The sequence below is a fragment of the Ruegeria sp. BHSC029 genome (assembly GCF_059613085.1).
This window is the reverse complement of the sequence record NZ_JBXWRU010000004.1, coordinates 327,559-351,372: the sequence shown is the minus strand read 5'-3', so window position 1 is coordinate 351,372 and position 23,814 is coordinate 327,559. Positions and strand designations below refer to the sequence as shown.

The 23,814-nt window shown below is 63.3% G+C and carries 24 protein-coding genes and 1 pseudogene; 11 read left to right on the top strand and 14 right to left on the bottom strand.

The window, feature by feature from the left end:
- Window positions 1–216 precede the first annotated feature (216 nt).
- Entirely contained in the window at window positions 217–2,367 is a 2,151-nt protein-coding gene (gene pnp, locus AC2FML_RS11775) for a polyribonucleotide nucleotidyltransferase (RefSeq protein ID WP_170341993.1), read from the top strand.
- Between the two features lie 92 nt (window positions 2,368–2,459).
- Window positions 2,460–3,191 carry a glycosyltransferase family 25 protein gene (locus AC2FML_RS11770; RefSeq protein ID WP_254430339.1) on the top strand — a complete coding sequence of 244 codons (732 nt, stop codon included), beginning with the start codon at window positions 2,460–2,462 and terminating at the stop codon, window positions 3,189–3,191.
- On the opposite strand, the gene AC2FML_RS11765 is transcribed toward AC2FML_RS11770, so the two are convergent.
- Complete coding sequence (locus tag AC2FML_RS11765; protein ID WP_496783261.1) at window positions 3,188–4,075, bottom strand: LysR family transcriptional regulator; 888 nt, start codon at window positions 4,073–4,075, stop codon at window positions 3,188–3,190. The two genes, AC2FML_RS11770 and AC2FML_RS11765, sit on opposite strands and share 4 nt — an antisense overlap.
- Before the next feature lie 132 nt (window positions 4,076–4,207).
- On the opposite strand from AC2FML_RS11765, the gene AC2FML_RS11760 reads away from it, so the two are divergent.
- Window positions 4,208–4,903 carry a type 1 glutamine amidotransferase domain-containing protein gene (locus tag AC2FML_RS11760; RefSeq protein WP_170360582.1) on the top strand — a complete coding sequence of 232 codons (696 nt, stop codon included), beginning with the start codon at window positions 4,208–4,210 and terminating at the stop codon, window positions 4,901–4,903.
- A gap of 53 nt (window positions 4,904–4,956) precedes the next feature.
- Here the strand turns inward: AC2FML_RS11760 and AC2FML_RS11755 are convergent, their stop codons facing one another.
- Window positions 4,957–5,607, bottom strand: coding sequence for a peroxiredoxin (locus tag AC2FML_RS11755; protein WP_093964131.1), 651 nt, complete (start codon window positions 5,605–5,607; stop codon window positions 4,957–4,959).
- A 217-nt stretch (window positions 5,608–5,824) separates the two neighbouring features.
- On the opposite strand from AC2FML_RS11755, the gene AC2FML_RS11750 reads away from it, so the two are divergent.
- Entirely contained in the window at window positions 5,825–7,264 is a 1,440-nt protein-coding gene (locus AC2FML_RS11750) for an aldehyde dehydrogenase family protein (RefSeq protein WP_496783259.1), read from the top strand.
- Between the two features lie 63 nt (window positions 7,265–7,327).
- On the opposite strand, the gene AC2FML_RS11745 is transcribed toward AC2FML_RS11750, so the two are convergent.
- Both AC2FML_RS11745 and AC2FML_RS11740 read right to left on the bottom strand, forming a co-directional pair.
- A complete protein-coding gene (locus AC2FML_RS11745) occupies window positions 7,328–7,762 on the bottom strand; it encodes a glyoxalase superfamily protein (RefSeq protein ID WP_170341087.1) in 435 nt (144 codons plus the stop codon).
- 177 nt (window positions 7,763–7,939) lie between these two features.
- A complete protein-coding gene (locus tag AC2FML_RS11740; RefSeq protein ID WP_170364127.1) occupies window positions 7,940–8,791 on the bottom strand; it encodes a bifunctional helix-turn-helix domain-containing protein/methylated-DNA--[protein]-cysteine S-methyltransferase in 852 nt (283 codons plus the stop codon).
- A gap of 132 nt (window positions 8,792–8,923) precedes the next feature.
- On the opposite strand from AC2FML_RS11740, the gene nth reads away from it, so the two are divergent.
- Together nth and AC2FML_RS11730 are read left to right on the top strand one after the other, a co-directional pair.
- A complete protein-coding gene (nth, locus tag AC2FML_RS11735; protein ID WP_496783257.1) occupies window positions 8,924–9,568 on the top strand; it encodes an endonuclease III in 645 nt (214 codons plus the stop codon).
- Complete coding sequence (locus AC2FML_RS11730; RefSeq protein WP_170341979.1) at window positions 9,565–10,554, top strand: adenosine kinase; 990 nt, start codon at window positions 9,565–9,567, stop codon at window positions 10,552–10,554. The genes nth and AC2FML_RS11730 overlap by 4 nt, the downstream gene beginning before the upstream one ends.
- Window positions 10,555–10,779: 225 nt before the next feature.
- On the opposite strand, the pseudogene AC2FML_RS11725 reads toward AC2FML_RS11730, so the two are convergent.
- A pseudogene (locus AC2FML_RS11725) lies at window positions 10,780–12,003 on the bottom strand (SulP family inorganic anion transporter).
- Between the two features lie 288 nt (window positions 12,004–12,291).
- On the opposite strand from AC2FML_RS11725, the gene AC2FML_RS11720 reads away from it, so the two are divergent.
- The gene (locus AC2FML_RS11720) at window positions 12,292–12,990 is read left to right on the top strand and encodes a glutathione S-transferase family protein (protein ID WP_170444082.1); all 699 of its coding nucleotides are present in this window, start codon (window positions 12,292–12,294) and stop codon (window positions 12,988–12,990) included.
- A 35-nt stretch (window positions 12,991–13,025) separates the two neighbouring features.
- On the opposite strand, the gene AC2FML_RS11715 is transcribed toward AC2FML_RS11720, so the two are convergent.
- Window positions 13,026–13,511, bottom strand: coding sequence for an RNA pyrophosphohydrolase (locus tag AC2FML_RS11715; protein ID WP_496783256.1), 486 nt, complete (start codon window positions 13,509–13,511; stop codon window positions 13,026–13,028).
- Window positions 13,512–13,646: 135 nt separating this feature from the next.
- On the opposite strand from AC2FML_RS11715, the gene AC2FML_RS11710 reads away from it, so the two are divergent.
- Window positions 13,647–15,674, top strand: a complete 2,028-nt coding sequence (locus AC2FML_RS11710) for an FAD-dependent oxidoreductase (RefSeq protein ID WP_496783254.1) — start codon at window positions 13,647–13,649, stop codon at window positions 15,672–15,674.
- 107 nt (window positions 15,675–15,781) lie between these two features.
- On the opposite strand, the gene AC2FML_RS11705 is transcribed toward AC2FML_RS11710, so the two are convergent.
- Window positions 15,782–16,714 carry a glycosyltransferase family 8 protein gene (locus tag AC2FML_RS11705; RefSeq protein ID WP_496783252.1) on the bottom strand — a complete coding sequence of 311 codons (933 nt, stop codon included), beginning with the start codon at window positions 16,712–16,714 and terminating at the stop codon, window positions 15,782–15,784.
- A 125-nt stretch (window positions 16,715–16,839) separates the two neighbouring features.
- Entirely contained in the window at window positions 16,840–17,277 is a 438-nt protein-coding gene (locus tag AC2FML_RS11700) for a DUF4399 domain-containing protein (protein ID WP_496783250.1), read from the bottom strand.
- Window positions 17,278–17,506: 229 nt separating this feature from the next.
- Here AC2FML_RS11700 and AC2FML_RS11695 point away from each other — a divergent pair, with 229 nt between their 5' ends.
- Window positions 17,507–18,412 (top strand): LysR family transcriptional regulator, encoded by a 906-nt coding sequence (locus AC2FML_RS11695; RefSeq protein WP_093964122.1) that lies wholly within the window; start codon window positions 17,507–17,509, stop codon window positions 18,410–18,412.
- A gap of 56 nt (window positions 18,413–18,468) precedes the next feature.
- On the opposite strand, the gene AC2FML_RS11690 is transcribed toward AC2FML_RS11695, so the two are convergent.
- Genes AC2FML_RS11690 through AC2FML_RS11675 form a run of 4 tightly spaced genes read right to left on the bottom strand, consistent with a single transcriptional unit; the run spans window position 18,469 to window position 21,379 of the window.
- Window positions 18,469–19,368, bottom strand: a complete 900-nt coding sequence (locus AC2FML_RS11690; RefSeq protein ID WP_496783249.1) for an OmpA family protein — start codon at window positions 19,366–19,368, stop codon at window positions 18,469–18,471.
- Window positions 19,365–19,937 (bottom strand): peroxidase-related enzyme, encoded by a 573-nt coding sequence (locus AC2FML_RS11685; RefSeq protein ID WP_170360556.1) that lies wholly within the window; start codon window positions 19,935–19,937, stop codon window positions 19,365–19,367. The genes AC2FML_RS11690 and AC2FML_RS11685 overlap by 4 nt, the downstream gene beginning before the upstream one ends.
- 12 nt (window positions 19,938–19,949) lie before the next feature.
- On the bottom strand, window positions 19,950–20,660 hold the full coding sequence (locus AC2FML_RS11680) for a GNAT family N-acetyltransferase (RefSeq protein WP_480637150.1): 711 nt from the start codon (window positions 20,658–20,660) through the stop codon (window positions 19,950–19,952).
- Entirely contained in the window at window positions 20,657–21,379 is a 723-nt protein-coding gene (locus AC2FML_RS11675; RefSeq protein ID WP_170360552.1) for a competence/damage-inducible protein A, read from the bottom strand. The genes AC2FML_RS11680 and AC2FML_RS11675 overlap by 4 nt, the downstream gene beginning before the upstream one ends.
- A 50-nt stretch (window positions 21,380–21,429) precedes the next feature.
- Here AC2FML_RS11675 and sfsA point away from each other — a divergent pair, with 50 nt between their 5' ends.
- A complete protein-coding gene (gene sfsA, locus AC2FML_RS11670) occupies window positions 21,430–22,137 on the top strand; it encodes a DNA/RNA nuclease SfsA (RefSeq protein ID WP_480637147.1) in 708 nt (235 codons plus the stop codon).
- A gap of 29 nt (window positions 22,138–22,166) precedes the next feature.
- On the opposite strand, the gene AC2FML_RS11665 is transcribed toward sfsA, so the two are convergent.
- Complete coding sequence (locus AC2FML_RS11665; RefSeq protein WP_496783247.1) at window positions 22,167–22,562, bottom strand: Rid family hydrolase; 396 nt, start codon at window positions 22,560–22,562, stop codon at window positions 22,167–22,169.
- Window positions 22,563–22,813: 251 nt separating this feature from the next.
- Between AC2FML_RS11665 and map the strand changes: the two genes are divergently transcribed.
- A complete protein-coding gene (gene map, locus AC2FML_RS11660) occupies window positions 22,814–23,626 on the top strand; it encodes a type I methionyl aminopeptidase (protein WP_170360548.1) in 813 nt (270 codons plus the stop codon).
- Here map and AC2FML_RS11655 read toward each other — a convergent pair.
- Window positions 23,614–23,793 carry a hypothetical protein gene (locus AC2FML_RS11655; RefSeq protein ID WP_170360546.1) on the bottom strand — a complete coding sequence of 60 codons (180 nt, stop codon included), beginning with the start codon at window positions 23,791–23,793 and terminating at the stop codon, window positions 23,614–23,616. The genes map and AC2FML_RS11655 overlap by 13 nt on opposite strands.
- Window positions 23,794–23,814 lie beyond the last annotated feature (21 nt).

Here is a 23,814-nt window from a genome sequence, read left to right as displayed (position 1 = left end):
ACGCGAAGGCGAACCACGGCAGATGCAGGACCGTGTGCCTTCTGCGGCCTTATCCCTTTCAATCCGACGCAATCTCATGTATGCGCGCGGTATCTGAGACGTTGTGCCCTGACCCCGGCACTCGAATGGAAGATAAATTGGGGTCGGCGGCAATGGGGCCGCCACGCAAAACGGGAGACCCGCAGGGGCGGGAGTGCTCCCATCTAGGATACGCATATGTTTGATGTAACGAAGAAATCGATGCAGTGGGGCGAGGAAACGCTCACACTGGAAACCGGCAAGGTTGCCCGTCAGGCTGACGGCAGCGTGATTGCCACGCTGGGCGAAACCAGCGTCATGGCCAACGTGACCTTTGCCCGGGAGCAGAAGCCCGGTCAGGACTTTTTCCCGCTGACCGTGCACTATCAGGAAAAATACTATGCCGCCGGCAAGGTGCCGGGTGGCTTCTTCAAGCGCGAGGCCCGTCCGACCGAGAAAGAGACGCTGACCGCGCGCCTGATCGACCGTCCGATCCGTCCGCTGTTCGTTGACGGGTTCAAGAACGAAGTTCTGGTGATGTGCACCGTGCTGAGCCACGATCTTGTCAACGACCCCGATATCGTGGCGATGATCGCCGCATCGGCGGCCCTGACCATCTCGGGCGCGCCCTTCCGCGGACCGATCGCTGGTGCCCGCGTTGGTTTCGTGGATGGCGAGTACGTCCTGAACCCGACCGTTGACGACATGCAGGACCTGCGCCTGAACCCTGAACAGCGTCTGGATCTGGTTGTTGCCGGCACCAAAGACGCCGTGATGATGGTGGAGTCGGAAGCCTACGAGCTGACCGAAGCCGAGATGCTGGGTGCCGTGACCTTCGCACACGAACAGATCCAGCCGGTGATCGACCTGATCATCTCGCTGGCCGAAGACGCCGCGAAAGAGCCCTTTGCCTTCGAAGCCCCCGACTACTCGGAGCTGTACGCTGCCGTGAAAGCTGCCGGTGAAGAGCAGATGCGTGCCGCATTCGCAATCACCGACAAGCAAGAGCGCACCGCAGCCGTCGCTGCCGCGCGCGAGGCCATCAAGGCCGCTCTGACCGAAGAGCAGCTTGAGGACTCGAACCTGGGTTCGGCGATGAAAAAGCTCGAAGCCAGCATCCTGCGCGGCGACGTGGTGAAGGGCGGCAAGCGGATCGACGGTCGTTCGACCACCGACGTGCGCCCGATCGTGGCCGAAACCGGCCTGCTGCCGCGGACCCATGGTTCGGCCCTGTTCACCCGTGGTGAAACCCAGGCGCTGGCCGTGACGACGCTGGGCACTGGTGACGACGAGCAGTTCATCGACGCGCTGCACGGCAACTTCAAATCGAACTTCCTGCTGCACTACAACTTCCCGCCCTACTCGGTCGGCGAAGTGGGCCGCGTTGGTTCGCCCGGTCGCCGCGAAATCGGCCACGGCAAGCTGGCATGGCGCGCCCTGCAGGCGGTTCTGCCGGCTCCGACCGATTTCCCCTACACCATCCGCGTGGTGTCCGAGATCACCGAGTCGAACGGCTCGTCCTCGATGGCATCGGTCTGCGGCGGTTCGCTGTCGATGATGGATGCGGGCGTTCCGCTCAAGGCTCCGGTGGCCGGTGTGGCCATGGGTCTGATCCTGGAAGACGACGGCGACTATGCCGTTCTGACCGACATCCTGGGTGACGAAGACCACCTGGGCGACATGGACTTCAAAGTGGCGGGTACCGAAAACGGCATCACCTCGCTGCAGATGGACATCAAGGTTGCGGGCATCACGCCCGAGATCATGGAGAAAGCCCTGGCTCAGGCCAAGGACGGCCGTCTGCACATCCTGAACGAGATGAGCAAGGCGCTGAGCGAGACTGCCGAGTTCTCGATCCACGCACCGCGCATCGAGACCATGCAGATCCCGACCGACAAGATCCGCGAAGTGATCGGCTCGGGCGGCAAGGTGATCCGCGAGATCGTGGAAACCAGCGGCGCCAAGGTCGACATCAACGATGACGGCATCATCAAGATCGCATCGCCCGATGGTGAGTCGATCAAGAAAGCCTACGAGATGATCCACTCGATCGTGGCTGAGCCGGAAGAAGGTCAGATCTATACCGGCAAGGTCGTGAAAATCGTCGATTTCGGCGCCTTCGTGAACTTCTTCGGCAAGCGTGACGGTCTGGTCCACGTGTCTCAGATCGAAAACCGTCGCCTGAACCACCCTTCGGACGTTCTGAAGGAAGGCCAGGAAGTGAAGGTCAAACTTCTGGGCTTCGACGATCGCGGCAAGGTCCGCCTGTCGATGAAATGCGTCGATCAGGAAACCGGCGAAGAGATCGTGCCCGAGAAGAAAGAAAAGAAAGAGGAAGGCGCGGAATAATCCGCCCTGCCCCTTGCTTGATCCAAGACCCCGGTTCCGGCCGGGGTCTTTTTTGTTTTACCGAGGCCTTTCCCGGGCGGCGCCCCTGTTCTATGCACGACACCATGCGATCCTTCGTCATCCATATGTCCTCCAGCACCGCGCGCCGACCCAATGCCGAGCAGCTCTGCGCCGACCTGCCCAATGCCGAACTGATCGAAGCGGTCAACGGGCGCGATCCGGCGCAGATTGCTGGGGTCACGCTGCACCCGGGCAACCTGCATCGCCCACGCTACCCGTTCACCCTGCGCCCGGCCGAGATCGGCGTGTTCGAAAGCCACCGCCGGATCTGGCGCAAGATGGTCGACGAGGGGATCGATCTGGCGATCACCGCCGAGGATGACCTGCGCGTCGATCCCGATCGGATGAACGCTGCACTGGATCTGTTGCGCCCGATCGCGACCCCTGACCACTATATCCGCATCCCGGTCAAGCAGCGCGAAACCGCAGCCCAGACCCTCGCTGAGCATGACGGCCTTCGTCTGATCCTGCCCAAGGTCATCGGACTGCAATGCGTCTGCCAGGTGGTGGGCCGGAAGGCGGCGGAACGTCTGCTGGCGGCCACCGACCGCATTGACCGCCCGGTGGACACGTTCCTGCAGATGCACTGGATCACGGGCCAGCCCGTCCACGCGCTGTTGGGCAGCGGCAACCAGGAAGTGGCCGGTGAAATCGGCGGCTCGACGATCCAGACGAAACCGCCGTTGACCGATAAGCTGACCCGCGAGTTCAAGCGCGCCGCCTATCGCGCGCAACTGCACCTGCATCCGCAGCGCCCCGCCTAGTCGGGCACCGCATCGCCCAGTTCCTCGACCAAGAAATCCATCGCCCGGCGCACCCGCAGCGGCAGATGACGCCGTTCAGGATAGACGATCCAACTCGCGCGGCTTGGATCTTCGTACCCCTGCAGTATCGGCTCCAGCTCAGGGGGGCGCTTCGCGCCCAGAAAAATCTCGGGCGCGTACATGACCCCCAGACCTTGCCGCGCGGCAGAAAGAACGGCGTGCGGGTTGTTGGCCTGCCACCGGCCATGCACCCGAACCTCGATCGGATCGCCCGAGCCGGGGTCGCGGAATACCCACCGGTCATTGTTGGTGATCAGGCACTGATGATGCCGCAGGTCGCCCGGATGGGTCGGCCTCCCGTGCCGGTCGAGATAGCCGCGCGCGGCCACGCAGACCATTCGTCGGGTTGCCAGACGTCGCGCGATCAGCCCGCTTTCGGTCAGCGTGCCGTAGCGGATGGCAAAGTCGAAGCCTTCTTCGGTCAGGTTCAGAAGGCGCGAATTGAAGTCGATGGTGACCGAGAGCTTGGGGTGCAGGCTTGCGAACCGCGCCAAAGCGGGCGCCACGAACTGTTCAGCAAATGGCCCCGCGGCCGAAACGCGAATGCGCCCCGCGATCTGGGCCCGATCCCCTGCCGCCGACTGGTTCGCCTCTTCCAGACCCGCCACAAGCCCGGCCACCCGCGCGTGATAGTCGCGCCCGGCATCGGTCAGGCGCACCACGCGGGTCGAACGCGCCAAAAGCTTGACGCCCAAACGGTCCTCAAGCCGGGCGACCTGCCGCGAGACATGACTGGCCGAAACCCCAAGCCGCCGGGCCGCAGCAGTGAAGCCCCCCGTCTCGACCACCATCAGGAATTCTTCCAGCCCGTCCCACAGCGCCATCTCGCAGCCTCATTATTACCTGTCAGCAATAATGCTTTGCCAAATCCGGCACTAATCAACAAGCGGCAACAGCCATATATCCCGTCACACAAGACACGGGCCGGGTGAACCGGCCGAACGAGGAGAAAACACATGGCTTCGACTGCAAAGAGAATTCTGGTCGTCCTGACATCGCATGACCAGCTGGGCGACACCGGAGAAAAGACCGGGTTCTGGCTCGAGGAGCTGGCCGCTCCGTATTACGTGTTCAAGGATGCCGGGGCCGAATTGACAATGGCCTCGCCCAAAGGTGGCCAGCCGCCGCTGGACCCCAAAAGCAGCGCACCCGACAGCCAGACCGACGACACCCGCCGGTTCGAGGCCGACCCCGAAGCGATGGCGGCATTGGCCAACACGGTCAAACTGTCCGAGGTGAACGCCCAGGACTATGACGCGATCTTCTATCCCGGTGGGCACGGGCCGCTGTGGGACCTTGTGTCAGATGAGAAATCGATTGATCTGATCGAGACGTTCTGGTCGGCGGGGAAACCGGTCAGCGCCGTGTGTCACGCCCCGATCGTTCTGGCGAATGCCAAGGCCGCCGACGGGTCGCCCTTGGTCAAGGGTCGTACCGTCACCGGCTTCACGAATGAAGAAGAAGACGCCGTCGGCCTGACCGAAATCGTGCCCTTGCTGGTCGAGGATACGATGAAAGACAGGGGTGCGCAGTTCAGCAAGGTGGAGCCGTTCCAACCGCATGCCGTGCAGGACGGCAAACTGATTACCGGGCAGAACCCGGCGTCGTCCGCTGCGGTTGCAAGGAAAGTGCTTGAGGCGCTTGAGGCCTGAGGACGTTCAATGCGGTACGGGGCGGGACATGATGTGCCCCGCCCCTTTTGGTGTCAGCTCGGCGCCTTGGTCTTGCGCAGATAGGGGAAGATCGTCTCGAACTCGCCGAACTTCTCCTTGGCTTCGTCATTCGAAACCGACGGCGGGATGATCACGTCTTCGCCCGGCACCCAGTTGGCCGGAGTGGCCACGCCCTTGGCGCTCATCTGCAGGCCGTCCAGCGCGCGCAGAATTTCGGCGAAATTCCGGCCCACGGTCATCGGATAGGTCATCGACAGTTTCAACTGCTTGTCCGGCCCGATGATGAAGACCGAGCGCACCGTGGCGCTGTCCGCCGGGGTTCGGCCGTCGGGCAGATATGCCTCGGCGGGCAGCATGTCGAAGGCCTTGGACACTGCCAGTCCGTCATCGGCGATGATCGGAAAGCCGGGGTTGGCCTTGCCATAGGCCTCGATGTCTTTCTTCCACTTCTTATGGTCCTCGACCCCATCGACCGAAACACCGATCACCTTGGTGTTGCGCTTGGCCCATTCGTCGTTCAACTGCGCCACGGCCGAAAACTCGGTGGTGCAGACTGGAGTGAAATCCTTGGGGTGCGAGAAGAGGATCGCCCAGCTGTCGCCGATCCAGTCGTGGAACTGGATGGTGCCCTGGTCCGTTTCAGCGGTGAAATTGGGGACGGTATCGTTGATGCGCAAACCCATGATGCATCTCCTTTCCTGTGAAAACCCGAGTCGGTTGGTGCAAACCTAATCACTTTGCCCTCAGGTTAAACCATTGATGTGGCACAGGGGCAAAAAACGTGCGATCAATAATTTGATCAAATTTCCAGAATTGCCTTGCCCCAAGGGGGCCGCAGTGACAGAGTGCCCGGGAAAACCGACCGCGCGGTCGAATGAATGCGGATCAAGAGGACACGCCATGATCGAGAAACGCGACTTTTACATCAACGGCCAGTGGGTCGCCCCCAGCCAAGCCAATGATTTCCATGTGATCGACCCCTCGACCGAGGAGCCCTGCACGGTGATTTCTCTGGGCGGTCAGGCCGATACCGACGCGGTCGTGGCGGCGGCCAAGACGGCGCTGCCGGGCTGGATGGCCACGCCGGTCGAAGAGCGCATCGCGCTGGTGGAAAAGCTGATCGAGATCTACCCCACCCGTGCCGAAGACCTCGCGCAGGCGATGTCGATGGAGATGGGCGCACCGATCGACATGTCGCGCACCCAGCAGGTGGGCGCCGGGATATGGCACCTGAAGAATTTCATTCGAGCAGCCAAGAATTTCCAGTTCGAGCGCCCCCTGGGCGACCACGCCCCCAATGATCGGATCATCTACGAGGCAGTCGGCGTCGCCGCGCTGATCACCCCGTGGAACTGGCCGATGAATCAGATCACGCTCAAGGTGGGCGCGGCGGCGATCGCGGGCTGCACCATGGTTCTGAAACCGTCCGAGCAGAGCCCGCTGAACGCGATGATCTTTGCCGAGATGATGCACGAGGCGGGCTTCCCGCCGGGTGTCTTCAACCTGGTGAACGGCGACGGCGTGGGCGTGGGTTCGCAACTGTCGGGGCATCCGGACGTCGACATGGTCAGCTTCACCGGCTCGACCCGTGCGGGCACGGCGATTTCCAAGAACGCCGCCGACACGCTCAAGAAGGTGCATCTGGAACTGGGCGGCAAGGGCGCCAACGTGATCTTTGCCGATGCCGATGACAAGGCGGTCAAGCGCGGCGTGCTGCACATGATGAACAACACCGGCCAGAGCTGCAACGCGCCCAGCCGGATGCTGGTGCAGCGCCCGATCTATGATCAAGCCGTGGAAACCGCGGCCGAGGTCGCCAATAAGGTCACCGTGGGCCCGGCGATGCAGGAAGGCCGCCATATCGGCCCCGTCGTGAACGAGCTGCAATGGACCAAGATCCAGGCCCTGATCACGAAAGGCATCGACGAGGGTGCGCGCCTGGTCGCCGGCGGTCCCGGTCGCCCCGAAGGGTTCAACAAAGGCTATTTCGTGCGCCCCACCGTGTTTGCCGACGCCAACAACCAGATGACCATCGCGCGCGAGGAGATCTTTGGCCCGGTCCTGACGATGATCCCCTTCGACACCGAGGAAGAGGCCATCGAGATCGCCAATGACACGCCATATGGCCTGACCAACTATGTTCAGACACAGGACGGCGCCCGCGCCAACCGCATGGCGCGCAAACTGCGCTCGGGCATGGTCGAGATGAACGGCCAGTCGCGCGCCGCCGGGTCGCCCTTTGGCGGCATGAAACAGTCCGGCAACGGGCGCGAAGGCGGTGTCTGGGGGCTGGAGGACTTTTTGGAGGTCAAGGCCGTCAGCGGCTGGACCCCGGAATAACCCCGGCACAGGAAAGTTCAAAATGCGGGGCAAGGCGCGGACAGGCACCTTGCCCCGTTTGCGTCACGCCGGACGCACCACCAGTTGTGGCTCGCCGTTCGACGTATGGCGAGCTGACCGACCGTCCCAGCCGATCTGACCGCTGACGCGCTGGCGAAAGGCCGAGAAGCTGTCAAAGGTCACCACGTCGACCGGGGTGTCGAACTGCAGGGTGATCCGCCGCTGCGCGCCGTCGCCCAGCATCGTCAGGCCGCGGATTTCCCCGGTGAAGGGCTGGCCCAGATAGGTGCCCCGCACGCGGTCTCCGACCTTCAGGTGCAGCCGGTTTCCGGCCATCGCGTGCAACGTGTTCCAGTCGCGCGCGCCGTGCTGATGGGCGATCATCTCAAGCGATTGCGCATGGCTCAGGGCCACGCCGGCGCCACGCAGTTTCTCGCGCAGGCGTTTGGCCTGCACTTTCAGCTCGCCCACGGGGGCGATGGTTCGGATCTGTGTCATGTCTTGCCTCGTTTCCAGAAACGGGCGCGAGTATTGGACGGGGCTCGCCTTGCCATCCGCGCGCCGGGAAAGGGCAACAGATGTGGTTTGAACCGGGTTTCACCAAAGCCAAAGGGCCGCGAGCGGCAGGAGACCCGAACCTGCGCGCCTTTTGGCAGGCGCGAGACCCCAAGTCAATCAGGCATCGGCCTGCGCCGCCTCGTAGGCCAGCATGGCGCGTTTGACGGGCAACCCCCAGTGATAGCCGCCCAGGCCCCCCGATTTGCGCAGCGCGCGGTGGCAGGGGATCAGCCAACTGACCGGGTTGCGGCCCACCGCCGTGCCCACTGCCCGCACCGCCTGCGGCGTGCCCACGGCCTGCGCGATCTGGGAATAGGTCGTCACCTGGCCCGAGGGGATCTGCATCAGCGCCTCCCACACCTTGATCTGCAAGGGTGAGCCGATCAGGTACAACGGCGTAGGCTCCAGCCGGTCGCTGGCCGCGCCGAAGGCCGACAGGACCCACGGGCGCAGGCGCATCGGATCCTCGACGTATTCCGCCAGGGGCCAGCGCGACAGCATGTCCTGCATCGCGGCCTCTTCGCCGGTCTCGGCGGCAAAGGCCATGCCGCAGATGCCCTTGGCCGTGCCCATCACCAGCGCCGGGCCAAAGGGGCTTTCGAACCAGCCCCAATAGATGGTCAGCCCCGCCCCCTTGCGGGCATATTCGCCGGGGCTCATCGCCTCCCATTTCAGGAACAGGTCATGCAGGCGGCCGCTGCCGGACAGACCGACGCTGTGTGCGGTCTCCAGCGTGGTGAACCGCTCGCGCAGCAGCGCCTTGGCATGGCCCAGCGTCAGATATTGCTGGTAGCGTTTCGGCGACACGCCCGTCCAGCGCGAGAAAAGGCGCTGGAAATGCGCGGGGCTCATGTCCATCTGGCGGGCCAGCTCTTCCAGCGACAGCGACTCACCGCCCTGGTCGATCAGATCGATCGCGCGCCGCATCACGTTGTAGTGGTACCCGGATTCGGATGTCTGGACGTTCATGGCATTCACCTTGCTGTGGCTTGTCCCATCCTAGCCGCGCCGGGCCCGACCGTGCGACCCGAAACTTGCGCATTGGCGGTGCAGCGGGCTTTGGGCTTGTCACCCGGCACCGCGGGCGGCATTAAGGCCCGGATGGCAAAGCAGCTTGATTATCACACGATCCGCGAGATCTTTACCCGGTTCCAGCAGGCCGACCCCGAACCCAAGGGCGAGCTTGAGCACGTGAACGTGTACACGCTTGTCGTCGCCGTGGCGCTGTCGGCGCAGGCGACCGATGCGGGCGTCAACAAGGCCACCCGCGCGCTGTTCAAGATCGCGGACACGCCGCAGAAGATGCTCGACCTCGGCGAAGGGGGGTTGATCGAGCACATCAAGACCATCGGCCTGTTCCGCCAGAAGGCCAAGAACGTCATCAAGATGTCGCGCATCCTGGTCGAGGACTACGGCGGCGAGGTGCCCAATTCGCGCGCGGCGCTGCAATCTCTGCCGGGCGTCGGGCGCAAGACCGCAAACGTCGTTCTGAACATGTGGTGGCGATACCCGGCACAGGCGGTCGACACCCATATCTTTCGCGTCGGCAACCGCACCGGCATCTGCCCCGGCAAGGACGTGGACGCCGTGGAACGCGCCATCGAAGACAATATTCCCGTGGACTTTCAGCTTCACGCCCATCACTGGCTGATCCTGCACGGCCGGTACCACTGCAAGGCGCGCAAGCCGCAATGCGGCACCTGCCTGATCCGCGACCTGTGCCAATTCGAGGACAAGACCCTATGAAAACCTATCACCTGACCGGCATCGGCAACGCCGTTGTGGACGTCATCTCTCAGGCCGACGACAGCTTTCTCGAGATGATGGGAATCGAGAAGGGCATCATGCAGCTGATCGAACGGGAACGCGGCGAGGTGCTGTATGCGGCCATGGAAAACCGGGTGCAGACGCCGGGCGGGTCGGTGGCCAACACCATCGCGGGCGCAGGAGCGCTGGGTCTGGACGCGGCCTTCATCGGGCGGGTGCATGATGATGCGCTGGGCCGGTTCTATGCCGATGCGATGAACGAGGACGGCGTGGATTTCGTGAACCCGCCCGTGCCGGGGGGCGAGCTGCCGACCTCGCGCTCGATGATCTTCGTGTCGCCCGATGGCGAACGGTCGATGAACACCTATCTGGGCATCTCGTCGGAACTGTCCTCGACGGACGTGCCGGCCGAGGTGGCGGGCAACAGCCAGATCATGTTCCTCGAGGGGTATCTGTTCGACAAGGAGAAGGGCAAGACCGCCTTCCTCGAGGCTGCGCGCGACTGTCGCAACGGCGGCGGCAAGACCGGCATCGCCATCTCCGACCCGTTCTGCGTCGAGCGTCATCGCACCGATTTCCTGCTGCTGATCGAACACGAGCTGGATTTCGTGATCGGCAACGAGGCCGAGATCAAATCGCTGTTCGAGACCGACGATTTGGAAGAGGCGCTGCGGCGCACGGCTGCGATCTGCCCGCTGGTGGTCTGCACCCGCTCGGGCGACGGGGTGACGGTTCTGCATGACGGCATCCGCATCGACGTGCCGGTCGAGAAGGTGGTGCCGGTGGACGCCACCGGCGCGGGCGACCAGTTCGCCGCCGGATTCCTGTTCGGCATGGCGACAGGCCGCGACATGGAGACCTGCGCCCGCATCGGCAACGTCTGCGCCCGAGAAGTAATCAGCCATATCGGCCCGCGGCCTGAGGCGAACATGCTGGAACTGCTGCGGGACGAAGGGTTGGTTTGAGCGGGGGCACCCGCTCAAAGGCTCACCGCTTCAAAGGCAGGAACTGGGCAATCAAGCCGTCGGGGTCCCGCCGAATCCAGCAGGTGAGCTTGGGGGTAGTTCGGGTGTTCTCCGGCACCACGCACAGGTTCGCCGTGCTTTGCACACCAAAATTCAGCAACCGGCCATATAGCGCCGGTGGTCGGCCGCCCATTTAACCTGTTCAGTTGAGGGCGCGTGAGTTCCTTACCGGTCTGGCGGGGTCCAGTCCGTCTGGACCGACTCGCGCCGGCTGAGCCGCAGGGCAAGGCCGATGGCCACGCCGACGCCGATGGCCACCGTCAGGTCGATGAAGACGGTCAGCACCATGGTCAGAACCAGCAGCGCCCGGTCGCTGGGTCGGGCGCGGGCGTATTCGCCCCATTTGTGCGGCTCGCTCATGTTCCAGGCCGTGATCATCAGCAGCGCGGCCAATGCCGGCATGGCCAGATAGCCCGCCGCCGGGGCCGCAACCAGCATGATCAGCAGGATCGTCAGCGCGTGGATGATGCCCGCAACCGGCGTCTTGCCGCCCGCCTTGACGTTCGTCGCCGTGCGCGCGATGGCCCCGGTGGCCGGCAACCCTCCGAACAGGGCCGAGGCGATGTTGGCCGCACCCTGCGCCGTCAACTCGGCGTTGGGCCTGTGCTGCCCACCGATCATCCGGTCGGCGACCATGGCCGAAAGCAGCGATTCCACCCCCGCCAGAAAGGCGATCACGACCGCCTAAGGGAACAGCTCGACAAAGCGCGACAGCGAGAGGTCGGGCAGCTGGGGCACAGGCAGGGTCGAGGGCAGATCACCGAACCGCGAATGGATCGTGTCGACCCCCAGCCCCATCAGCGCGACCAGCGCCGAGGCAACGCCGACCGCGATGATCAGCCCCGGAAAACGCGGCGCGATCCGGCGCAGGGCAACGATCAGAACGGCCGCCAGCAGGGCGATTCCCGTGGCCGGCAGGTTCAGCGTGTCGCGCGCGTCCCATAGCGCGGGTACTTTCTCAAGAAATTCGGCGGGCAGATTTTGAATCGACAGGCCGAAGAAATCCTTGATCTGGCTGGTGGCGATGATGACGGCGATGCCGATGGTAAAGCCGTTGACGACGGCCTCGGGCACGAATGAGATCAATCGCCCGGCCCGGAAATAACCCGCGATCAGCAGGATGAACCCTGCCATGAAGGTGGCCATGACCAACCCGTCATATCCGTGTTCGGCAATCACGCCGAACACCACCACGATGAAGGCGCCGGTCGGGCCTCCGATCTGGACCCGGCTGCCCCCCAGCGCCGAAATGACGAACCCCGCGACGATGGCCGTGACCAACCCCTGCGCCGGGTCCGCGCCCGAGGCGATGGCGATCGCCAGGCTCAGCGGCAGGGCCACCATGGCAACCGAAATCCCGGCGATCAGATCCACCGTAAACTGAGCCATGTCATAGGTTTTGAGCGTCGTCAGAATCTTTGGCTGGCGCATGAAATCCACCATCCGCAAAAGGCCGCTACTGCTGCGCGGCCCGGGAAACGCGCCAGATTTGCGCCGATTTATGCACCGGGTCAAGTGCGGCAGGTGTGCGCAGTCGGTGCGCGCGGTCCACCCGGGAACCACCCGCGAAACAGTGTGTTTGTTGACTGTGGCGTTCAGGCAGGCGGCCCACCGATTTTTCTGGCGGGCTTGGCCCGAACGTCGCTATGCTTTGGGCACCAAAAATGGGAGGCTGTCATGAGAGCGCTGCTGTTCACGACGGGATCGCCATTTGCACGGGCGGTCAGGATCGTTCTGGACGAACTTTCGCTGGATTTCGAAAGGCGAGAGGAGATCACCACGCCCAGCGCCGAGCAACGCGCGCAGGCGACTCCGACATTGCAGGTGCCGACATTCTGGGACGGCGATCTCGTGCTGTGGGAAAGCGGCACCATCGTCGAATACCTGCTGGCGACCTATCCGGACAGGCCGGAGGCTGCGCCCAAGCTGGCGCCCTTTGCCTATCGGCCCGGAGACGCGCAGTGGCAGGACAAGCTGGTGTTTTCGACCATCCAGACCTTCGGCAACGCGGCCACGACCATCTCGCAAATGAAATGGTCCGGGGTGAGTGTGGACCAGAACGCGCATCTGCAGCGGTCGGCCGAGAAGCTGGCCCACATCCTGGGATGGCTGGAGGAACGGCTGACCGGGGAGGACGGATTCGTACCCGGCTACCTGTCGATGCAGGACATCTTTCTGGCCGCCCATGTGCGTTTCGTGCAGGCCCGGCCGCTTGGGGTGGATCTGAAGCTGGACCGTTACGGCAAGGTTTCGGCGCTGCTCGACCGGCTGGATGCGCGCGACAGTTTCAAGGCAAACCCGATCTGGTGGTGGGAACCGGGCGTCGTCAGCTATGAGCCCGACAGTACGCCTGTCTATGCAAAACAGAATGCCTGAATCGGGGCCCCGGCGCGGAGTTGCGGCGGCCTGATTTAGCGCAGATACCCACAAAAAGCGTCCATGACGCGCTCGTAGACCTCGCGCTTGAAGGGTACGATCTCGGCGATCAGGTGGTCGGGGTCCTGCCATTTCCAGCGGGTGAACTCGGGGTGGTCGGTCTCGATGTCGATCTGGTCGTCGGTTCCCAGAAACCGCAGCAGGAACCATTTCTGCTCCTGCCCGCGGAAGCGGCCCTTCCAGATCTTGGGCACGATGTCATGCGGCAGGTCATAGGGCAGCCAGCCGTCGGTCTCGGCCACGATTTCCACGAGGTCGGGGGTGACGCCGATTTCCTCCTGCAACTCGCGCAGCGCGGCCTCGCGGGGGGATTCGCCCTCGTCCACGCCGCCTTGGGGCATCTGCCAGGCGTCCTCGAACCGGTCGTTGCGCTGGCCGACAAAAATCTGACCCTGATCGTTCATCAGCATCAGGCCCACGCAGGGGCGGTAGGGCAGTTTGGCGATCTGTTCTGGGGTCATGGGCGGGCCTCGTGATGTGGTTGGCCAAGCTGTAGCAACTGGCAAAGCGGCGGCAAAGGGGGTGACGTCAGGTTTCGCGTGACACCGGCGCGGTGCGGCGCGATTGTCGGCCCCGAATTGAGGGAGAGTTTCAAGATGACTGCGTACCCGAACCTGCTGGCCCCGCTGGATCTGGGCTTCACCACGTTGAAGAACCGGGTCCTGATGGGCTCGATGCATACCGGGCTGGAGGAAACCGGCGACTGGAACCGGGTGGCCGAGTTCTATGCGTCGCGCGCGCGCGGTGGCGTGGCGCTGATGGTGACGGGTGGCATCGGGCCGAACCTCGAAGGCTCGGTCCTGCCGGGGGCGGCGATGATGGCCAGCGACAAGGATGTGGCCAATCATTCCGTCGTCACCGACCGGGTGCATCAGGCGGGCGGCAAGATCGCCATGCAGATCCTGCACGCAGGCCGCTATGCCTATGGCCCGAAATGTGTGGCCCCCAGCCCGGTGAAGTCACCAATCTCGCCCTTCCCCCCCAACGAGCTGGACGAAGAGGGCATCGAGAAGCAGATCAGCGACATCGTGAACGCCGCCGTGCTGGCCCAGAAGGCGGGCTATGACGGGGTCGAGATCATGGGGTCCGAGGGGTATTTCATCAACCAGTTCCTGGTGACCCATACCAACAAGCGCACCGACCGCTGGGGCGGGTCCTATGAGAACCGGATGCGCCTGCCGCTGGAAATCGTGCGCCGCACCCGCGAGGCGGTGGGCACCGATTTCATCATCATCTACCGCCTGTCGATGATCGACCTTGTGCCCAACGGCTCGACCCATGAAGAGGTGGTACAGCTGGCGCAAGCGGTCGAGAAGGCCGGGGCGACGATCATCAACACTGGCATCGGCTGGCACGAGGCTCGGATTCCCACAATTGCCACCAGCGTCCCGCGCGCGGCCTTTGCCTGGGTGACGAAGAAGCTGATGGGCAAGGTGGGGATTCCGGTCATCACTTCGAACCGGATCAACACGCCCGAAGTCGCCGAAGAAGTGCTGTCGACCGGCTGCGCCGACATGGTCTCGCTGGCGCGGCCGATGCTGGCGGATGCGGATTTCGTGGCCAAGGCGATAGCCGGTGAATCGGCCAAGATCGCGCCCTGCATCGCCTGCAACCAGGCCTGCCTGGATCACACCTTCAGCGGCAAGCTGACATCGTGCCTGGTGAACCCGCGCGCCTGCCACGAGACCGAGCTGGTGATCGAAAAGGCCGCCGCGCCCAAGCGCGTGGCCATCGTGGGCGCGGGTCCGGCGGGCCTGTCCACCGCGATGACGGCGGCTGAACGCGGCCATGACGTGACCGTGTTCGACAAGGCCGACGAGATCGGCGGCCAGCTGAACATGGCCAAGCAGGTGCCGGGCAAGGAAGAGTTCTGGGGCTTGGTGGACTGGTATCGCACCATGCTGGACACGCTGGGCGTCACTGTGGAACTGGGCCGCGCGGTTGGCGCCGACGATCTGGCCGGGTTCGACGAGGTGGTGATCGCCACCGGCGTCAACCCGCGCGACCCGCAGATCCCCGGCGAGGACCGCGACAATGTCGTGAACTATATCGACGTGCTGCGCGACAAGGCCCCGGTGGGCAAATCGGTGGCCGTGATCGGCGCCGGCGGCATCGGCTTCGACGTGTCGGAATACCTGCTCGAGGAAGGCCACTCGCCCACCACCGACCTGCCCTTGTGGATGAAGGAATGGGGCGTCGCCGACCCTGAACAACACCGCTCGGGCCTGGCGCCCGAAGGCCCGCAGCCCGAGGCGCCCAAGCGGCAGGTCACGCTGCTTCAACGCAAGAAGCAGGCGCATGGCAAGGGGCTGGGCAAGACCACCGGCTGGATCCACCGCGCGACGCTGAAGATGAAGGACGTGAACTTCGTGGGCGGCGTGAACTACGAGCGCATCGACGACGAGGGGCTGCATGTCTCATTCGGAGAAGAGCGCGCGGACCCGACGGTTATCAAAGCCGAAACGATTGTCCTTTGTGCCGGACAGGTGCCCGAGCGGTCGTTGGCCGATGCACTGATCGAACGCGGGATCACCCCGCATGTGATCGGCGGCGCGGATGTGGCCGCGGAACTGGATGCCAAGCGGGCGATCAACCAGGGCACGCGGCTGGCCGCTGCACTTTAGGGAAGACCCGTTCCGTCCACTGCCCCAAGGCGAGAACACCCAGACAAAAGAAAGCCACCCGAACGATGCCCGGGTGGCTTTTTTGAGAGTTGAGCCAATTCCCCGCCTTAAACGGAAAAAGTCAGACCTGTCTCGTCCTCGAACAGTGCCAGGTATTCCTGGTAGTCCCGAAAGGCGCGGCGCAGAAGAATTTGTGACGCTGGCTTCGCGCGCCAGGGCTTCTTGCCCCCGATATAGTGCCACATCTTCGGGTTTCGGCTTGCCTGTTTCAGTTGGTCTCGAAATTCGGCAGAGGTATGCCGGAATTTCGGACTGTGCGCGTCGTACCAAATCTGCGGCCGCGTGTTCCACTGCTGAGGAAGTCTGAGCCACTGGCCCGCAAAAATCTGGTTCATCCGATCCTGCTCGGGCAGGTCGTGGATATGCGGGATCAGCTTGTCGAAATCGCCCAGCTCCTTGCCTGCGGGTGAGTTCCGGATCGCTTCGCAATCCATCAGAAGGATGCCCGCATTGAAGTAGTTCTCGCCGGGCAGAAAGCCCAACCGGATGCTGCGCAAAACGCGCGTCACCGACTTTTGGTGTTCGTGCCCCGGCCTCAGAACACTCTGCATGGATGGGCGCAGAAAGCGACCTTCGCCCAGCGTGACCAATCCCATGTCGACACAGGCCCCGATCCCGTGGCCATTCATGTCGAGCTCCTGCAACTCGCAGACATCGCCCAGCACAAGAGTGTCGGCGTCAATGAACAGACACCGGCCCGAAAAGAAGTCTGGCAGAAACAACGGCAGCAGCGTGATTTTCGGGTATTTCGTCTTGAACTCTGAAAATCGGCCGAGCGTCTCGGACTGGAACTCCCGATAGCGGACCGTGCCGTTGTCGACGGCGTGGTCCAGCTGTTCGACGGCTGCGATGTCCTGTGCGGTGAAATCCTGACCGAAAATGGTAACGTCAACAGGCCGGCTGGCGTTCTTGACCACGGAATAGGCCGACAGCAATGCGGGATACATAAAGTTCCGGTCGACCCCAAAAACAACGTTCATTCAAATACCATGGCTCCGCCCCTGATCGGGATCGTGTATAGGCGAGGCAAGCACATGCAATCAAACCGAAACCGTCCCGCCGCTGTCGGCGGGTTGGTCCCGGCGCTGCGGTTGGTCGGTACGGGCTACTCCACGGTGATCGTTATCACCTCGGAAACGATCGGCGTCGCGTGAGGCACATGACCCGCATCGCCCAGGACCAGTTGCAACGTGTGCGTCCCGGGGGCAAGCTCCAACGTGACTTCGGTCTGACCACCGCCAAAGTGCAGGTGGTTGTCATCAGCCGGCAGTCCATAGGCCAGTTCGTCGACTCCGTCCTCACCCTGACCCAATGGGGGGCGATCGATCAGCAAATGGTGATGGCCGGTGTTTTCCTTTTCGGTCCCGGCTGGCGCAACGCCCATACCGCGGAGGCCAAAGACCACCGTCACCGGCGACGTTACCGTGTCGCCGTCCGACAGGTTGACGAAATAGACCTCGGCGTCCGGGTTCGATGGCGTCTCCCCTCCGGCCCAGGCCAAGGGGGCAAACAGGCAAAAAATAGTTGCTAGAATGGCTTTCATGATCTCCTCCCTGGTCACAAAAATGCCATTCTGACTTTAGCACGTTGCGAGAAATTACCAGAAAAGAACACGCAAACAGGGGGCGGATGCAGGCGGGAAACCACTGTTTCCGCGTTTCCGAAGCGCAAACGATCCGATTCAAAACCCTGATATTATCCCATGTCTGCCCAGTTTCCGCCCAGATTGGAGGCGATGGTCGGTCAACGAACAGACGACCTGGGGAACGAGAATGGACCGACTGACAGAAATGGAGGCCTTCGCCAACGTGGTGGACCAAGGTGGTTTCACCGACGCGGCCAAAAAGATGGGCATTTCCAAATCAGCCGTGTCAAAGCACGTGTCGAGCTTGGAGGCCCGCTTGGGCGCGCGTTTGCTGAACCGCACGACGCGCCGCGTGTCGCCGACCGAGATCGGGCTGGCCTATTACGACCGCGCACGCCGCGTGCTGAATGATGCAGGCGAAGCCGACGCGCTGGTGACGTCGATGCAATCGGCGCCTTCGGGTCTGCTGCGCATCAGTGTGGCCACTGATTTCGGGGTGAACCACCTGTCACCCGTTCTTTCGGGTTTCCTGGCGGCCTATCCCGACATCACCGTGAACATGGTCTTGAACAATCGCTATGTCGAACTGATCTCCGAAGGGTTCGACGTGGCCGTGCGTATCGGCGAACTGGAAGACAGCACCCTGCGCGCGCGCAAGCTGACCGAAACGGTCAAACGCATGGTTGCGGCCCCCAGCTATATCGAGAAGTTCGGGCGCCCGGCAAAGATCGATGACCTCAACGAACACAAGCTGCTGCATTACTCCAGCCAGTCCTCGGGCAACGTCTGGAAGTTGACTGCGCCCTCGGGCGAAAAGAGGCAGGTGCGCACGGCCGGTTGGCTGAGCGTGAACGACGGACAATCCCTGTTGAATGCGGCGATCTCGGGCCTCGGAATCGCTTATCTGCCCAGCTATCTTTACGCGGACGCGCTGAAATCCGGCCAGGTGGTCGACGCGATGCCATCGTTGCCGGACGAGGTTCAGGGCGTCTATGCGGTGTACCCGCCGGGCCGGTTCACCCAGCCCAAGGTGCGGGCGTTCATTGATTTCCTTGTCGAGTCCTTTGCCGAAAAAGGTCCGATGGATTGGTAAGACCTCCCAGTGAAGACTGACCGGCCCGCGCAAGTTGCGCGGGCTTTTTTTCTTGGTCAGTTCAACAGCAGAACAGCCTCGACCCGGCGGTTCTGTTCGCGCCCTACCGGGGTGGCGTTGGAAACGATCGGGGCGAGGTAGCCGACGCCCTGCGCCTGCACGCGGTCTTCGGCCACTCCATGTGCCTCGATCAATCGCGCACGGACAGCCTGAGCGCGGCGCGTGCTGACCTCGATATTGGCCTGCAGGTCGCCGGTGTCGTCGGTGTGCCCAACCAGCGCCAGCCGCGCGCCGGGGGTTTCAGCCAGGTAGCCAGCCAGCAGGCCCAGCGACTCGAATGGCCCGGCCCCCAAGGCGACCTCGCCCGTCTCAAAGCTGAGATCGCCGAGTATCACGTGTCCATCCCGTACAAGGCTGGCAACCAGCCCGTCGCCGCCAATCACCGTTTCCTCGACCACCAGCGGCGGTGGGGTCTTACCCTTCGGAGTGACGCGGATCATCTGCACATACCCGTCGGGCTGGTTTCGGCTGATCAGCAAGGTCAGGGCTTCGGCTCCACGAGTGGCTGACAGAAATCGATAGTCATTGATTGCCACATACATGTCGGGCGTCGGCACCACCTCGGTTCCAAAGCGGAAGTCGAACCCACCGCAAGTGCGGGCCTCACATTCGAAAGCGATCTCGAAACCCTGCGCCTTGAGCTGATCCCGCAGCGGGTCGAGGATCTGCAGCGTCGTGCTGGATCCGGCCTGCAAGCGCCATGTGGTGCGCTCGATCCGGCCTTCGACCGTGCGCGCGGGAACGGCGTTGTCTGCAAACGGGCCGGTCGGCAATTGGTAGCTGTCCAACGGGCTGACGCGCTGGCTGATTTGTCGCGCGCTCGCCGGCAGCGACAGGTCCTGCGCCGCCACAGGACCCGCGATCAGACAGAAAAGAAGGACAGCAAATCGGGTCATCGGAACTGCGCGTGATACTCGTCATTGGGCACCATCGCCGTGGCACTGGCGACCCGGTTGGACATGTTGAAAAAGCCCGCAACATTTGCGATGTCCCAGATATCGCGGTCGGTGAACCCCGCATCGCGCAGGCGCTGGCGGTCCGGTTCCTCGATCTCGGCGCTGGCGGTGGTCATCTTGGCGGCGAAGTCCAACATCGCGCGCTGGCGGGCATCCAGCGGCGCCACACGGTAGTTCATCACCAGCATTTCACCCAGCTTGGGATCACCTGACAGCTGACGCACGGCGGCACCATGGGCCACCAGGCAATAGAAGCATCGGTTGATCGACGAGACCACGACCGCGATCATCTCACGTTCCAGCTTGCTGAGCCCGCTGTCCGCCAACATCAGGTCATTGTACATGCCCGTGAACGCGTTCAGCTTGTCGATGTCAAAGGCGTTTGCCTTGAGTACGTTCGGGACCATGCCCAGCTTCTCGACGCAGATATCGAAGTATTTCTGCGTCTCGGGCGGCAGCGGATCCACCATTGGCAGGTCAAGCGCGGTGGGCATGTCTCGATCGGTCACGTCTGTCTCCTCTCAGACCAGCTGGCGATAGTGATACTCTCCGACGCGTTCCATCCCCAGAGAGTGGTAGAGCGCGTTGGCGCCGGTATTGGCCTTGGTGCAGATCACGCTAAGGGTATGCGCGCCATTGTCCAGCGCCCAAAAGGCCGCGGCGCGCATTGCCCATTGGCCCAGCCCCTGCCGTCGGTGGGCGGGTACGATCTCAAGCGCGTGCAGCATGGCGATGCCGTCGTGGATGGCCACGAAACCGGTGCCCGCCGGCTGATCGCGGTGGCGCAGCAACAGGCCGGTCTTGGGCCCGGGGACGCGCTCCATCACCGCTAGGCGTTCGGGGCCGATGCCCCCCTGCGCCCAGATCTCGCGCATGATGGCCAGCGGCTCCCACAGGGTAAAGACGGTGACCGGCGGCACCGGCTGGTCGGTCAGCCGCGCGACCGGGCAGGCATAGATGTTGACCGGATCGAGGATCCCATAGCCCCGCGCGGCCAGCATTTCATCCAGTGCCTCATCACCCGGGCGCAGGCAAAAGATGCGTTTCTGGCCCATCTCCAGCATGGCCGCCTCGGCCGCGTCGATATCCGGCGGGGTGACCGGGCCGATACGGCTGGCCGCCGACACGCGCGAGCCGCCCCCCTGCCCTTCGCGCAGCAGGAACGGACCCAGTTGCGAGTACCGAGCGGCAGGCCAAGTGCCGTCAACGACGGCGGCCCAGTCGACGCTCAAAGGTCAAGCTCCCTTGCCAGGCGGGTGATGGCGGCGTCGATGCGGGCGCCGTCGGTGCCGCGCACCACCACGTTGGCGCCGAACACGCCGTTGACCTGAAACGGGTAGCAGCCGATCGACAGGTCGCCGAAATCCTGCGCCAGGGCCGACAGATTGGCGGCGATGTCGCCCTCGCCCCGGTTCACGCGCAGGGTCTGCGACAACAACGGTTTGCCTCCGGTCAGGGTGGGCAGCACGCTGGCCACCATTGCCCGGAACACCGAGGGCACCCCGGCCATCACGTGGACGTTGCCCAGCGTGAAGCCCGGCGCGGTGGAAACCGGGTTGTCGATCAGCGTTGCCCCGTCAGGGATGCGCGCCATGCGCAGGCGCGCTTCGTTCAACTCCAGCCCCGATTGGTCGTAATGCGCCTGCAGCAGGGCACGGGCGTCCTCGCGCACGTCGATATGGGCCCCGAAGGCGCGGGCGATGCAATCGGCGGTGATGTCGTCATGGGTCGGGCCGATGCCCCCGCTGGTGAACACATGGTCATAGGCCTGCGACAGCGCCTTGACGGCGGATTCTATGGCCTCGGCGTCATCGCTGACGATACGAACTTCTTTCAGGTCGATGCCATGCTTGGTCAGCTCCTGCGCCAGAAAGTGCATGTTCGCGTCGCGGGTTCGGCCGGACAGGATTTCATCCCCGATCACCAGCATTGCAGCGGTTGGGTTGGGCATGGCACGCTCTCCTCTTGATCGACCTTTGCGGCAGGTATAGGCCCGGAACCATGCGCTTTCAAACCCCTCTTGTGCCCGCCCGCCTGATCCGCCGCTATAAACGCTTTCTGGCCGACTGCAGGCTTGAGGACGGGCGCGAGGTGACGGCCCATTGCGCCAATCCGGGTTCGATGATGGGTCTGGCCGAACCGGGCGAAAAGATCTGGCTTGAGCCTAATGAAGACCCGAAGAAAAAGCTCAAATTCGGCTGGCGGCTGGTCGATCATGAAAACGGCCATTTTACCGGCGTTGATACTTCGGTCCCCAACCGGGCCTTGCGCGCTGCGCTCCAAGCCCGGGAGATCCCCGCATTGGCCGCCTATGAAACCGTGCGGCCCGAGGTCAGATACGGCCAGAACAGCCGCATCGACTTTTTGCTGACGCAACCCGGGCTGCCCGACGCCTATGTCGAGGTCAAAAGCGTGACCCTGTCGCGCGAACCGGGGCTGGCCGAATTCCCCGACAGCGTCACCGCTCGGGGCACCAAACATCTGGGGGAACTGGCTGAAATGGCCGCGCAAGGACACCGGGCCATCCTGCTCTACCTTGTTCAGCGCACGGACTGCCGCAAATTCGCGTTGGCCGCGGATATCGATCCGGCCTACGCGGCAGCGTTTGCGACTGCCCGGGCCAATGGGGTTGAACACGTGGTCTGTGGTACGCGCATCTCACCGGATGGCGTCTGGGTTCAGCCGCAGGCGACGATCTCCAGCGACTGAAGGCCGGTCGATTTCCGCCGCACAGCAATTCAATCGGGGACGACGGCGTCGACCTCGATTTCAACCAACCATTCGGGATTTACGAACCTGTTGATCGCCATGATCGTGTCCACGGGTCGCGCGCCCAGACAGTACAGCTTGCGGGCCTCAATCGCCTGCTTCCAATTGTCGATATCGGTCAGGATCACGCGGGTTCGGACGATGTCCTGCAAACCCGATCCGGCACGCTCCAGCGCATCCTTGATGATCTCAAAGCATTGTTTGGTCTGCAGATAGACGTCCCCGACCCCGACTGTCTTGCCTTGCGCATCGACCGGGGCAGTCCCCCCGACCGCGCTGAAATTCCCCACCCGAACGGCGCGGCTGAAGCCGACGACCGCCTCCATGGGGTTTCCATTCGATATCAGTTCCCGTTTCTGCGACATTCATCCGGCTCCTCTCTTCCCGACCAAATGAGTCTCTGTAGATTCATTTGGCCCCAAATCCGGGCATCGGTCGAGGCCTTTTGACGCCGGGCCGGACCACCCGCGCAAAACGCGGCAGCGTCCCTTGACGTTTCGCCCCCCGCATCCAAATTCAGATCAGGGCGGGCACCCGCGACCCTGCGCCCTCTGGTACTTTCTGCACAAGCAGCGTAGAAAGGATGCTGCGCAGAATTTTTTGGAGCCCCGCACGAATGAAAGAGCATCGTGGCCGTCTGACGAAGGACGGTATCCGCATCTACGAACAGGCTGACTTTGCCGGCATGCACGCGGCAGGGGCTCTGGCGGCGCGCATCCTGGATGATATTGCCGAGCATGTCTTTCCCGGCCAGACCACTGGCGAGATCGACCGGATCATCACCCAGATGGTCGAGGACGCCGGCGCGAAATCGGCCACCATCGGTTACAAAGGCTATCAGCACGCCAGCTGCATCAGCGTGAACCACGTGGTCTGCCACGGGATTCCCGGGGACAAGAAGCTCAAGGATGGCGACATCCTGAATATCGACGTGACCGTGATCGTCGACGGTTGGTTCGGCGACACGTCGCGCATGTATGTGGCCGGAAAGCTGCCGCGCAAGGCCGAGCGGCTGATCCAGGTGACCCACGACGCCCTGTTCAAAGGCATTGAGATGGTCAAGCCGGGCAACACCTTCGGTGACATTGGCCACGCGATCCAGTCTTATGTCGAAGCCCACCGCATGAGCGTGGTGCGCGATTTCTGCGGGCACGGGCTTGGCCGCGTGTTCCACGCGCCGCCCAACGTGCTGCACTATGGCCGCCCGGGCACCGGCGCGGTTCTGGAAGAAGGCATGTTCTTCACCATCGAGCCGATGGTGAATTTGGGCCGCCCCGAGACCAAGACGCTGGCCGATGACTGGACCGCCGTGACCCGCGACAAGTCGCTGTCGGCGCAGTTCGAGCATTCGGTGGGCGTCACCGCAGACGGGGTCGAGATCTTTACCCTGTCACCGGGCGGCAAGTTCCACCCGACCTATTCCTCCTGATCGGCGGCCTGATCGCGCAGAAGCTTCAGCAGCAGGGTGTCCGGGCCCCATGACGTCACCGCGTCCTGAATGAAGACGGGTGCGGGCCGAGGCCGTGGCTCGGGTCCTGAGGTAGCCTGCGCCTCGAACCGGGCGGGCCAGAGTGGGCGTGAAAGTGCGCGGTCCATAACCGCAGTCTAGCACAGGCC